The sequence below is a fragment of the Bhargavaea cecembensis genome (assembly GCF_000826125.2).
Classification (GTDB): domain Bacteria; phylum Bacillota; class Bacilli; order Bacillales_A; family Planococcaceae; genus Bhargavaea; species Bhargavaea cecembensis_B.
Genome location: NZ_LN651371.1, coordinates 63,626 through 74,920, shown reverse-complemented (window position 1 = coordinate 74,920; position 11,295 = coordinate 63,626). Strand labels below are relative to the sequence as shown.

Below are 11,295 nucleotides of genomic sequence, written 5' to 3'. Positions count from 1 at the left end.
CTGTTAAGGGGGGAAAGAAGATGGCCAAACAAGAAAGCCGCGTGCTTGCCCAGAACAAAAAAGCGGGTCATGATTACTTCATTGAAGAGACGATCGAGGCGGGGATTGTCCTGCAGGGCACCGAGATCAAGTCGGTGCGAAACGGCAAAGTCCAGCTGCGGGATGCATTTGTGCGGATCCGCAACAACGAGGCGTGGATCTCCAATATGCATATCAGTCCATATGAACAGGGCAACCGGTTCAATCACGATCCGCTCCGGTCAAGAAAGCTGCTGCTTCATAAAAAACAGATCAATGAACTCATCGGCAAGACGAAGGAACAGGGATCTGCCATCATCCCGCTGAAGATGTATGTGAAAAACGGCTATGCAAAAGTCCTGATCGGCATCGCCAAAGGGAAGAAAAAGTACGACAAGCGGGAAGATCTCAAGAAGAAAGAAGCCAAGCGGGAAATGGAACGGGCGTTCAAGGCGAAGCAGCAGTACTGAGCGCCCCTCTTGAGTTTTCTCCTGTTTTGTCTTATACTGTGTATACAGATTGCCAGTCTGGCAGTACCGCCCGGCCTTGGCCGGGTTCCACTCTTCCCATATGGGGACGTTTTGGATTCGACAGGGATGGTCTGAGCCCTGGTGGCGCGTCGGAGGGTCGGCTCCGCATCAACGACATCGTATAACAACTGGCAAAACTAACAACAACCTCGCTTTCGCAGCGTAAGCTGCCGAAACGGTCCTCCGGTTCCATCGCCCATGTGGCATCGCAGGACTCACTAATCAGTGGGATACGACGCCTGTCCGCCGCCTGAGGCGGGCGTAAGAGAACATCAGGATAGCGCGCAGGACGCCTGCTGATCGGCAGAATGCCGCGCGAATCCAGTAGATCAGCTACACGCGTAGAAGCCAGGGTATTGGAGTCTCTGGACGCGGGTTCAAATCCCGCCGTCTCCACCATACATATTAATGGTGGCTCATCACATAGCAAGCCCCCGTACCGGACCGGTACGGGGGCTTTGTCCGTGTATTGTTAGCAGGCAGCATGGTCCGGTCCATGCCTGTCGGAGGCCCGCTGAAAGCGGGTCAGTCAGCCTTTACCGCCCTAAGCGGTGTTCTTAGGCTGACTTCACTTATTACGGCCCGCTCCGCTTTTGTCGTCTAGCTGCGGGCGGCTGGGGCTCGGGGTCATAAGCATGATGCGCCGCGAAGCAGGCTTCGCTCTGCATCCTGCCTTATGCCTGTCGCCCCAGACCAGCCGCCCTCCGCTTTTGTGTCGTCTAGCTGCGCGGGCCAGACCCTCGGGGTCATAAGCCGTTCTGCTCTGCGAGGCGGGCCTCGCGCCGCAGACCGTCTTATGCCTGTCGGGTCTAGGCGGCCCGCTCCGCTTTTGTGTTTACCTGCAGCTGAAGGAGCGGATTCTGTCGAGGTCGATGCCGAAGTATTCCCATCTGCCCCGGCGTGCTCTCCATCTGTAGCCGGCGGCGGATTCGCGGCCGATGTAGGTCGGGTAGAACCAGAACCTTCTGCCGCCTTCCAGCCGGACGTCCGTCACCCGGTACAGGCATCCTCTGAGCGCTCCCGGGTCGACTGCTCTTGGTCCTATCGAACCTCCCGGGCTGTGTGGCCCGCCGCCGGGTCTCCGGCGGTTCCGGTCCCAATCCCAGTCGTCGGGAGATTCCCATGGCATGCGGTCCTGCCTGTACCAGTCATCCGGCGATTCCCACGGCATGTTGCCGGGCATTCTGTTTACCATCTTTTTAGCACTCCTCCCCAATTCCTCAGTATCCTATGCAACCGAACAGAACAAGGGCCGGGCGGAGATGAACGGGTTTTCCCCTGAGATGGAAGAGTTGGGCCTCGAAGTGGAAGAGTTCGGCTGTGAAGTGGAAGAGTTGGGCTTCGAAGTGGAAGAGTTCGCCCTTGAAGTGGAAGAGTTCAGAATCCGCAAGCGACTGACGACCTTTACACGACATTCTGGACACGATTGCGCGAAGATGCCATGGATTTTCCAGCACCGCAGGGGAACGCAAAAAGCAGAGATTCCGGCTCGCGGAAGCGACCAGAGTCTCTGCTTTTCTATTTCTGTGATGGAGCTGAATTTTCGGATAGTCCCTTTTTGCCCGTTATCTTTGCTTTTTATAGACAGAGGCGAACATCTGCCTCTGTTCCTCGCTTAACGCTTTGTACAGCGAGATCATCATCAGCAAGATGATGAATGAGAAGGGCAGGGCGGCGATGATGAGCGAGTTCTGAAGGGCGGTCAGTCCGTTCGCATAAAGCAAGATGACGGAAATGATCGCCTGCAGCACACCCCATGTCAGCTTGACAGCGGCCGGCGGCGTGAGTGACCCGTAGGTCGTCTGCATGCCGAGTACGAATGTCGCTGAGTCTGCTGAAGTGATGAAGAAGGTGGCAATCAGGATCAGCGCCACAATTGAGGTGACCCAGGTAAGCGGGAGATTATGGAATACCGCAAACAAGGTTTCTTCGGTCAGCAGGCCGGTGAGGTCCGTTGCTCCGCTCCGCTGGACGTCGATCGCAGTCGCACCGAAGACGGAGAACCAGAAGAAGCTGAGGAGCGCCGGGAGTACGAGCACGCCGACGAGGAATTCCCGGACGGTCCGGCCGCGGGATACCCGGGCGATGAAAATGCCGACGAACGGCGACCAGGAGATCCACCAAGCCCAGTAGAAGATCGTCCATCCGTTGATCCACTTCCGCTGATCCGAGTTGAGCGGGGCGGAGCGGAAGCTCATTCTCGGCAGGTTCTGGATATAAGATCCGATTGAATCCGTGAACATGTTCATGATCAGCAGTGTCGGACCTACGGCGAGAACGAGGATGAGCAAGATCACTGCGAGAACCATATTGGCATTGGACAGATATTTGATCCCCTTGTTGAGGCCCGACCAGGCGGAAATCATAAAGAGGACCGTGACGATGGCGATGATGGTCGTCTGTACGGGGAGGCTGATCGGAATGCCGAACAGATAAGAAAGGCCTCCGTTGATCTGGATTGCCCCGAATCCGAGTGTTGTCGCAACACCGAATACGGTGGCGAAGACGGCAAGAACGTCAATGACCGTACCGAGCGGCCCATCCATCCGTTCTTTTCCGAATATCGGGCGGAGCGTTGACGAGATCAGCCCCGGATAGCCTTTTCGGAACTGGAAATAGGCGAGCGCCAGCGCCACGACCCCGTAGATGGCCCACGCATGGATTCCCCAGTGGAAGAATGTAAAACGCATCGCTTCGAGGAAGGCCTCGCGGGTACCCGGCTCTTCCGTCGCAGTGTCGATCGCAAAGTGGGAGAGCGGTTCGGCAGCCCCCCAGAAGACGAGTCCGATTCCCATTCCTGCGGAGAACAGCATGGCGAACCAGCTGATCGTGGAGTACTCGGGACGTTCATCCGACTTTCCAAGCCGGATCCTGCCCATCGGACTGATGATCAGAACCAGGCAGAACAAAACGATTCCCGTGACGATGAGCAGGTAGTACCACCCGAAAGATGAAGTGATGAACGCCGTCATCCGGCTGGTGACCTGTTCAAAACTGACCGGTGCAATCGTTCCATATCCGACGGACAGGATGATGAGGGCAACGGCAATCCAAAAGACACTTGATATTTTCTTCAAAGAATCCCTCCTGTAATATTCAATTTTCCGCTCAATTCCTGCACAGTGTCTGACCTTAACGTAAAAAGTTGCACATTGTCAAGAGGCGGCCCTATTTGGACCGCCTTTCCTGCTCATTTCCGCCGGTTGTCTTGCCGAATGAAAACGCGTGGAGAATCTTGAGGACCGGGCGGCTGAGCAGCTGCACGCTTCCGATTAAAAATAGCCAAGTCCCGGCTGTCATGGTGGATTCGAAAAAGAACAGGATACTTCCTATTGTGAACTCCAGGCCGAGAATCAAATCATTCGCGATTGAAATAAACTTGTAATTTTTATTGAAAAATATCGCATACTTGCCGGCCGGAAGATCGATTTCTTCGTACTTCTTCTTTCGGTGCCGGTTATTCATCAACTGCCCCCTCTCCGTGCCTTTCATCAATTCCCGTCTTCGGCTCCGGATAAACGGCCGGCCTTTAACATGATGAAGCGGTGCCCTATTAGCGAGGCGGCAACTTTCTCCATTTCAATGAAAGCGCTGTTTTCGTCAGGTAAGATGGAGGAAATGAGGGGGGAAATCGATGATTAGTCTTAACGGCAGCAATCTGACCATCGAAGGGCTGAAACGGATCGTCTTCGGGGAGGAAAGAGTGAGCATCTGCCCGGAAGCGGCCGGGCGGGCGGCGAAGAGCCGGGCGGCCGTCGAAAAAGTGGTGGAGGAGTCCCGGACGGTCTACGGCATCAATACCGGTTTCGGGAAGTTCAGCGACGTCAAGATCGACCGTGAGGACACGAAGGCTCTCCAGCGCCATCTGATCCGCTCGCACGCGTGCGGGCTCGGCGATCCGTTCCCGCGCCCCGTGTCGCGGGCAATGGCGGTTCTCCGGCTCAATGCGCTTCTGAAAGGGTACTCGGGAGTCCGGCAGGTTGTCCTTGACCGTCTGGCGGATATGGTGAACCTGAAGCTGGACGCCGTCATTCCGAGCCAGGGGTCGCTCGGCGCCTCCGGAGACCTCGCACCGCTGGCCCACCTGGCGCTCGTGCTGATCGGGGAAGGGACGGTCTGGAAGGACGGGGAGGCGGTGCCGGCATCGGCCGAATGGCAGCGCCTCGGCGTCAGGCCGATCGAGCTCGAGGCGAAGGAAGGGCTGGCCCTCATCAACGGCACCCAGGCGATGTGCACGCTCGGCGCGCTCAATTATATGGAAGCCGAAGCGCTCGCCGTGCAGTCGGAGTGGATCGCCGGGATGACGATGGAAGGGCTCCGGGCCATCACGGACGCATTCCACCCGGCCATCCACGAAGCACGAGGCTACCGGGAGCAGTCGGATGTCGCCGCCCGCATGCTCGGCTGGCTGGAAGGAAGCCGCCTGACGACACGCCAGGGAGAAGAGCGCGTCCAGGATGCGTATTCCATCCGGTGCATCCCGCAAGTTCACGGGGCGTCTTGGCAGGTGCTCGGATATGTGAAGGAAAAACTGGAGATCGAAATGAATGCGGCGACCGACAATCCGCTCATCTTTGAAGACGGGCGGACAATCGTATCCGGAGGCAATTTCCACGGACAGCCGATCGCATTTGCGATGGACTTCCTGAAAATCGGCATGGCGGAGCTTGCCAACATTTCCGAACGGAGAATCGAGCGGCTCGTCAATCCGCAACTGAACGAAGGGCTGCCCCCGTTCCTGAGCCCGGAACCCGGCCTCCAGTCGGGGGCGATGATCCTCCAGTATGCGGCAGCCAGCCTCGTCTCCGAAAACAAGACATTGGCCCATCCCGCGTCCGTCGATTCGATTCCTTCTTCGGCGAATCAGGAAGATCATGTATCCATGGGCACGACGGCCGCGCGGCATGCCCGGGACATCATCACGAATGTCCGGCGGGTGCTGGCCGTCGAAGCTTTCTGCGCCCGACACGCATGTGCGGTCCGCGGCGAGGAACGGATGGCCCCGAGACTTCGTGCGAAGTTCGATGAGCTTGCCGGCATCACGCCGCCGCTTCTCGAGGACCGGATCTTCAGCACGGATATCGGAAAAATCGAACATTGGCTCCTGGAAGAAGCAGGTCTCCCGTTCAGGAGCTGATATGGGGTATGATGGACGGGAAGGAGAGTGACCGGCGATGGAAAATATCAAGCAGCCGCAGTCCGGCATGGAACGGCCCCATCTCCTGTTGATTGACGGGATGGCGCTCCTGTTCCGTGCGTTTTACGCCACAGCGGTGCATGGACGGTTCATGCGGACCCCGGATGGCGTTCCCACGAATGCGGTCCAGGGATTTATCGGTCATGCCTTGTCTGCGCAGTCGATTTTCCGGCCGACCCACATGGCGGTCTGCTGGGATATGGGCGCCTACACGTTCAGGAACGACCTGTATGAAGGATACAAGGCGAACCGGCCTGCGCCGCCCGAGGAAATGGGTCCGCAGTTTGAGATGGGGCGGGAGTCCGCCTGGCTCCTTGGCTGGAAGAGCTTCGGCATGGACGGAGTCGAGGCCGATGACGTGATCGGCTCGCTCGTCTACAGATGGAGGGACGAAGCGGACATCACGATCGTTTCGGGGGACAAAGACTTGCTTCAGCTGCTCTCTCCGGGAGTCCGGATCGCCTTCATGAAGAAAGGGCACACCGTGTATGATCTGTATACATATGACCGGTTCAAAGAAGAATACGGCTTCGAGCCGGGCCAGTTCGTCGATCTGAAGGCGTTCACCGGAGATTCGAGCGACGGGTATCCGGGAGTCCGGGGAATCGGGCCGAAAACAGCGTCGGCGCTCATTCTGGAGCACGGCACCGTTGACGGGGTGCTTGCCGCGATCGACAGGCTGAAGCCGTCAGTCCGGAAGAAGATCGACGAAGAGCTTGTCATGCTGAAGCTTTCGAGGGAACTTGCGGAAATCGACTGTCATATCCCGATTCCGGGAGAGCTTGATGACATGGCGGTCCCTTCATACAGCCAAGATACGATGCAGGCGCTCGAGGCGGAAGGCTACGGCACCGCCGCCCGCCAGCTGCTCAACTTGTTCCCGGTCGAAGAAGCTGCCGAAGAATGGCCATTCGGTTGAAAACAGGCAAGCCGCACGGTGATCGATGCGGCTTGCCTGTTTTTTAGTTTCTCTTTTTTGCCGGCGACACTCTGACGAACGTGAGGACGGACCGGTTTTCATGGTAGGAAATATGGCGGATTCGGCTCGGCCGGTTCGGTCCGCCGTTGTCGTGGACCGCGAGGATCGTATCTCCCGGAACGTCCTCGTAGCCGACGACCGGAACCCAGTGATAATCAAACGCAAATTTGCCGAACCACCTGAACGAGAACCACTTATCGAATTTCGCCGCCACGGGCCTGTCCGCATCAATCTCTTCCTTCAGCACGCCGAGAGAGCAGCGTTCCGCCTTCCAGCGGTTTCCGAGAACAGCCTGGATGCCCTTGATGAACCGGCGCACCGGGAGGCCGATCCGCGTGCCGCCGATCCGGCGGTACAAATCCGAGACGGGAAGGGGACAGGTGCCCGCCAGGTGGCCGATCATCAGGAAGGCGGTGACCGGACCACAGGCGGAGCGGCGATGGGCTTCTTCGATATCCGGGTCGAACTGCGACTTGCCCTGGAATCCGCTGATCAGCTTCAACATCTTTCACCGCCTTGAGAGAGAGTCATTTGATCTTCACAGTACGGAAAAGCGCAACCGATTGCAATGGGTGAGTGTGAGCGGAGCGAGGCTGAGTGTCATCGGAGGACAGTCGAGTGTCATCGGAAGGCAGGTGAGTGTAAAAGGGAGGATGATCGAGTGTAATCGGAAGACAGGCAAGTATGCGTAGGGCAGCCGAATACAGAGCGAAGTGGGGGCGGGTGTAATCGCCTCGATATGAGGCATTCCAATTACACTCTGATTTTCCCATCCATACTCCGAAATTGGCGTCCATACTCCGATTTTCCCATCCATACTCCGAAAATGTCCCATCCATACTCCGAATTTCTCCTCTTAGAAGTTGATTCTAAATGGTCACTTCTGCCGGGCGGGTGTCAATTTAGGATCATGCAAAAAAGAGGCGCGGGGCCTCTTTTGCTCATCCGTTATATTGGTCGAGGAAGTCGGTGACTTGTCCGGGAGATTTTGCATTTGCGCTGTGCAGATGTGCTTTCTTCTCCCCGTCCTTGAAGATCAGCAGGCTCGGGATGCCCATGACTTCATATTTTTCCGCGATCTCCGGCAGGGCGTCCCGGTTGACGTCATACCATTTGAACCGGTTGTACTTTTCTTCGATCGGATCGATGAACATTTCCATTCTCCGGCAGTCCGGGCACCAGCCTGCCTGGAACTTGACGAGCGTTTCCCCGGGGCCGTTGATGATCTCATAAAACTGTTCGGCGGTTGTGATTTTCTCCATGAATGATCCCTCCTATACCGACAGTGTACACCGAGCACACCGATGCCGGATAGCGAGGAGTATTATAAGACGGGAGGGGCCGAGTTTTTATATTCCTGGAGCAGCTTCTCGAATTCGCTTTTCTTTGCGGGCTCCGGTTTGAACCAGCCGTGGCGGACCATCAGATCCCGGATTTCCCGCCGGTTATTGACGGATTCCTTCGTGAATCCGTCGAGCATGGACTGCAGCGGGCCGCTGAATGATTCCATCACCGCTTGATTCAGCAGTCCGGACAGGGATTCTTCCATGACGAGCAGAAGCCGTGCCAGTTCCCGGTCGTTGAATTCGCTGTCGCCGCCGCCGGCTGTTTCACCGGCGGTCTTTTCGTCTTTTTGTCCCTCGTCCTGCTGTTCGCCCGTTTCCTCTTTTTTCTTTTCCTCTTCGGTGCCGTCTGCTTCGGTCATTCCGCATTCTCCTTTTCTCTCTTTAAAAAGCCCAACAGATCGGAGGTTTGCTTGAGGTGGCTGGCGCGCACTGTTTCAATCGCCTTTTTCAGATCAGGCAGTTTTGTTGAAGAGAGGGCCGCCGTGCACAGCTTGGTGATCAGCACGTTATGCGCCAGTACCTTCTCGAGGTCCGTCAGGTTGGCCGTCGTCAGAATGTCGGGAGGGAGCAGCTCCGGCTTCGGGTTTGATTGATTCCCGTCTTTAATGGCGCCTTTTGAAAAGATGCCCATGCGTCGTCACTCCTTGATCATGAATTTCGGTTAGGATGTGCAAAAATCCGGAATTCATGAACGGCAATTCACTTTTTTCTGCTGGGCCCTTGCACAACGGAATGAAATATTCTAAACTATGAAGCAAGGCAGTTGTTATTTTTTTTGCTGTAAAATGAATGAGCATTCATTCAAAACCTGAAGGAGGCAATGCCACGTGGCTCACCAAATCAAGAATGCTGCTGTCATCGGTTCAGGCGTCATGGGTTCGGGAATTGCGGCCCATCTCGCGAATATCGGAATCCCGGTGATGCTGCTCGACATCGTGCCGGAACTTTCGGCTGAAGAAAAGGCGAAGGGGCTGAACCCCGAAGACCGGAAAGTCCGGAACCGCCTGGCCGAAGGGGCGCTGAAAGGGATGCTGAAGCAGAAGCCCGCTCCGCTCGCGTCCAAGGAGAACCTGGCGCTCATCACTCCCGGCAACCTGGAAGACGACCTTGATAAATTGAAAGACGTTGACTGGATCATCGAGGTCATCGTTGAAAACCTGGATATCAAGAAAGCGCTTTACGAAAAAATCGATCATGTCCGCAAAGAGCATGCGATCGTTTCGTCCAACACTTCGGGGATCAGCATCGAGGCGATGGCGGAGGGCCGCTCGGAAGGGTTCAAGAAGCATTTCCTCGGCACTCACTTCTTCAATCCGCCGCGCTACCTGAAGCTGCTCGAAGTCATTCCGACGAAGGAGACTTCCAAGGAAGTGCTCGACTTCATGATCCGCTTCGGTGAAGACAAGCTCGGAAAAGGCGTCGTCGTCGCCAAGGACACACCGAACTTCATCGGCAACCGGATCGGGACGTACGGCCTCCTCGTGACGCTGCGCGAAATGATGAACCGGGGCTACTCGGTCGGCGAAGTGGACTCCGTGACCGGCACACTCATCGGCCGTCCGAAGTCGGCAACGTTCCGGACGCTCGATGTGGTCGGCCTGGACACATTCGTCCACGTGGCGCGGAACGTCTTCGACAAGACGGAAGGCGAGGAAAAAGAAGTGTTCCGCACGCCGGATTTCCTTTTAAAAATGGTGGAGAACGGATGGCTCGGCGCGAAGTCGAAGCAGGGCTTCTATCTCAAAGAAGGCAAGGAAATCAGTGAAATCGATCCGGAAACGCTCGAGTACTCCCCTCAGAAGAAGTTGAAGGCCCCTTCCGTGGAGATGGCGAAGCAGCAGAAAGGCACATCGGGCAAGCTGAAGACGCTCGTCTATGCGGATGACCGGGCGGGTGAACTGCTCTGGAATATCCTCGCCCCGACGCTCATCTACTCTGCGGAGAAGGTCGGCGAAATCGCGGACGACATCGTCTCGATCGACAACGGGATGAAGTGGGGCTTCGGCTGGAATCAGGGCCCGTTTGAAGTATGGGATGCAATCGGCGTCAAAAAATCGGTCGAGCGCATGAAAGAGGAAGGCCGCGACATTCCGGCATTCGTGAACAGCCTGCTTGATGCAGGCGGCGAGTCCTTCTACAAGGAAGAGGACGGGCAGGAGCTATACTTCGACGGCGAAGGCTACAAGCCGGTGCCGGTCAATGAAAAAGAGATCAATCTGAAAAAATGGAAAGAGCGGAACGGCGTCATCATGAAAAACTCCGGGGCCAGCCTGATCGATCTCGGCGATGGCATCGCGCTCCTGGAGTTCCACTCCAAAGGGAACTCCCTCGGGCCGGACGTCATCCAGATGCTCGACAAATCGCTTGATGAAGTCGAAAAGAACTACAAAGGCCTCGTCATCGCGAACCAGGGCAAAAACTTCTCGGTCGGTGCGAACCTCGGGATGATCCTCCTGGAAGCGCAGGATGACAACATCTTCGAGCTGGAGTTCATGATCCGCATGTTCCAGGATACGATGATGAAGATCCGCTATTCCCGCAAGCCGGTCGTCGTTGCCCCTCACGGAATGACAGTCGGCGGAGGAGCGGAAATGACGCTTCCGGCAGCGCATATCCAGGCTTCGATGGAAACGTATATGGGCCTCGTCGAAACAGGCGTCGGCCTCATCCCGGGAGGCGGCGGGAACGTCAGCCTGTACCGGAAGACGCTCGAAGGCATGCCGAACGGGATCGAGCCGGATTACGTGGATGTGGCCGCCAAAGTGTTTGAGACGATCGCGATGGCGAAAGTCTCAATGTCGGGGGAAGAGGCAAGGGAAAACAACTTCCTCGGCCTGTGCGACTCGGTGAGCGTCAATCCGGATCACCAGATCTATGACGCGAAGCAGGCGGCACTCGCGCTTTCGGAAGCGGGCTACAAGCCGCCGGCAAAGCGAACGGTACGCGTGAGCGGGGAGCCGGGCTATGCGGCGATGCTCATCGGTGCGGAAGGCATGCACCTGTCCGGATTCATCAGCGACCATGACTTGAAAATCGCAAAGAAACTCGCTTATGTCCTGGCCGGCGGCAAAGTGCCGTACGGAACGGAAGTCGATGAACAGTACATGCTCAATCTGGAGCGGGAGGCGTTCCTGTCCCTCGTGGCGGAACCGAAGTCCCAGCAGCGGATGCAGCATATGCTCGTGAAAGGCAAGCCGCTCCGCAACTGAGCGGGCGGCAGACGGA

Annotated in this window: 12 protein-coding genes and 1 other RNA gene; 6 read left to right on the top strand and 7 right to left on the bottom strand. The window is 56.8% G+C overall.

Annotated features, from left to right (window positions below; translation table 11 throughout):
- Positions 1-20: 20 nt before the first annotated feature.
- Together smpB and ssrA are read left to right on the top strand one after the other, a co-directional pair.
- Positions 21-488, top strand: coding sequence for an SsrA-binding protein SmpB (gene smpB / locus BN1189_RS00820; protein ID WP_040224675.1), 468 nt, complete (start codon positions 21-23; stop codon positions 486-488).
- Positions 489-590: 102 nt separating this feature from the next.
- Positions 591-947, top strand: a transfer-messenger RNA (tmRNA) gene (gene ssrA, locus BN1189_RS00815).
- Positions 948-1,383: 436 nt separating this feature from the next.
- Here the strand turns inward: ssrA and BN1189_RS15910 are convergent.
- Positions 1,384-1,743, bottom strand: a complete 360-nt coding sequence (locus BN1189_RS15910) for a transporter (protein WP_179860871.1) — start codon at positions 1,741-1,743, stop codon at positions 1,384-1,386.
- A gap of 67 nt (positions 1,744-1,810) precedes the next feature.
- On the opposite strand from BN1189_RS15910, the gene BN1189_RS15760 reads away from it, so the two are divergent.
- On the top strand, positions 1,811-2,167 hold the full coding sequence (locus BN1189_RS15760; RefSeq protein WP_143242222.1) for a hypothetical protein: 357 nt from the start codon (positions 1,811-1,813) through the stop codon (positions 2,165-2,167).
- Here the strand turns inward: BN1189_RS15760 and BN1189_RS00805 are convergent.
- Both BN1189_RS00805 and BN1189_RS00800 read right to left on the bottom strand, forming a co-directional pair.
- Entirely contained in the window at positions 2,114-3,625 is a 1,512-nt protein-coding gene (locus BN1189_RS00805) for a glycine betaine uptake BCCT transporter (RefSeq protein WP_040224673.1), read from the bottom strand. The two genes, BN1189_RS15760 and BN1189_RS00805, sit on opposite strands and share 54 nt — an antisense overlap.
- Positions 3,626-3,716: 91 nt before the next feature.
- Positions 3,717-4,013, bottom strand: a complete 297-nt coding sequence (locus BN1189_RS00800; RefSeq protein WP_052455550.1) for a YrhK family protein — start codon at positions 4,011-4,013, stop codon at positions 3,717-3,719.
- A gap of 169 nt (positions 4,014-4,182) precedes the next feature.
- Here BN1189_RS00800 and hutH point away from each other — a divergent pair, with 169 nt between their 5' ends.
- Both hutH and BN1189_RS00790 read left to right on the top strand, forming a co-directional pair.
- The gene (gene hutH, locus BN1189_RS00795; RefSeq protein ID WP_040224671.1) at positions 4,183-5,685 is read left to right on the top strand and encodes a histidine ammonia-lyase; all 1,503 of its coding nucleotides are present in this window, start codon (positions 4,183-4,185) and stop codon (positions 5,683-5,685) included.
- 37 nt (positions 5,686-5,722) lie between these two features.
- Positions 5,723-6,664 carry a 5'-3' exonuclease gene (locus BN1189_RS00790; RefSeq protein WP_179860869.1) on the top strand — a complete coding sequence of 314 codons (942 nt, stop codon included), beginning with the start codon at positions 5,723-5,725 and terminating at the stop codon, positions 6,662-6,664.
- 43 nt (positions 6,665-6,707) lie between these two features.
- On the opposite strand, the gene BN1189_RS00785 is transcribed toward BN1189_RS00790, so the two are convergent.
- The 4 genes from BN1189_RS00785 to BN1189_RS00770 form a co-directional block, all read right to left on the bottom strand.
- On the bottom strand, positions 6,708-7,229 hold the full coding sequence (locus BN1189_RS00785; RefSeq protein ID WP_040224669.1) for a hypothetical protein: 522 nt from the start codon (positions 7,227-7,229) through the stop codon (positions 6,708-6,710).
- Positions 7,230-7,665: 436 nt separating this feature from the next.
- Positions 7,666-7,986 (bottom strand): thioredoxin family protein, encoded by a 321-nt coding sequence (locus BN1189_RS00780; protein ID WP_040224667.1) that lies wholly within the window; start codon positions 7,984-7,986, stop codon positions 7,666-7,668.
- A 62-nt stretch (positions 7,987-8,048) separates the two neighbouring features.
- Positions 8,049-8,429 (bottom strand): spore coat protein, encoded by a 381-nt coding sequence (locus BN1189_RS00775; RefSeq protein WP_040224665.1) that lies wholly within the window; start codon positions 8,427-8,429, stop codon positions 8,049-8,051.
- The gene (locus tag BN1189_RS00770) at positions 8,426-8,701 is read right to left on the bottom strand and encodes a hypothetical protein (RefSeq protein ID WP_040224664.1); all 276 of its coding nucleotides are present in this window, start codon (positions 8,699-8,701) and stop codon (positions 8,426-8,428) included. The genes BN1189_RS00775 and BN1189_RS00770 overlap by 4 nt, the downstream gene beginning before the upstream one ends.
- 196 nt (positions 8,702-8,897) lie before the next feature.
- On the opposite strand from BN1189_RS00770, the gene BN1189_RS00765 reads away from it, so the two are divergent.
- Entirely contained in the window at positions 8,898-11,279 is a 2,382-nt protein-coding gene (locus tag BN1189_RS00765) for a 3-hydroxyacyl-CoA dehydrogenase/enoyl-CoA hydratase family protein (protein ID WP_040224662.1), read from the top strand.
- Positions 11,280-11,295: the final 16 nt, after the last annotated feature.

What these genes read in the sequence shown, in the direction of transcription:
- BN1189_RS15910 (WP_179860871.1), bottom strand. Translation starts at nt 1,743, where the DNA reads ATGGTAAACAGAATGCCCGGCAACATGCCGTGGGAATCGCCGGATGAC.
- hutH (WP_040224671.1), top strand. Translation starts at nt 4,183, where the DNA reads ATGATTAGTCTTAACGGCAGCAATCTGACCATCGAAGGGCTGAAACGG.
- BN1189_RS00775 (WP_040224665.1), bottom strand. Translation starts at nt 8,429, where the DNA reads ATGACCGAAGCAGACGGCACCGAAGAGGAAAAGAAAAAAGAGGAAACG.
- smpB (WP_040224675.1), top strand. Translation starts at nt 21, where the DNA reads ATGGCCAAACAAGAAAGCCGCGTGCTTGCCCAGAACAAAAAAGCGGGT.
- BN1189_RS00770 (WP_040224664.1), bottom strand. Translation starts at nt 8,701, where the DNA reads ATGGGCATCTTTTCAAAAGGCGCCATTAAAGACGGGAATCAATCAAAC.
- BN1189_RS00780 (WP_040224667.1), bottom strand. Translation starts at nt 7,986, where the DNA reads ATGGAGAAAATCACAACCGCCGAACAGTTTTATGAGATCATCAACGGC.
- BN1189_RS15760 (WP_143242222.1), top strand. Translation starts at nt 1,811, where the DNA reads ATGAACGGGTTTTCCCCTGAGATGGAAGAGTTGGGCCTCGAAGTGGAA.
- BN1189_RS00790 (WP_179860869.1), top strand. Translation starts at nt 5,723, where the DNA reads ATGGAAAATATCAAGCAGCCGCAGTCCGGCATGGAACGGCCCCATCTC.
- BN1189_RS00785 (WP_040224669.1), bottom strand. Translation starts at nt 7,229, where the DNA reads ATGTTGAAGCTGATCAGCGGATTCCAGGGCAAGTCGCAGTTCGACCCG.
- BN1189_RS00800 (WP_052455550.1), bottom strand. Translation starts at nt 4,013, where the DNA reads ATGAATAACCGGCACCGAAAGAAGAAGTACGAAGAAATCGATCTTCCG.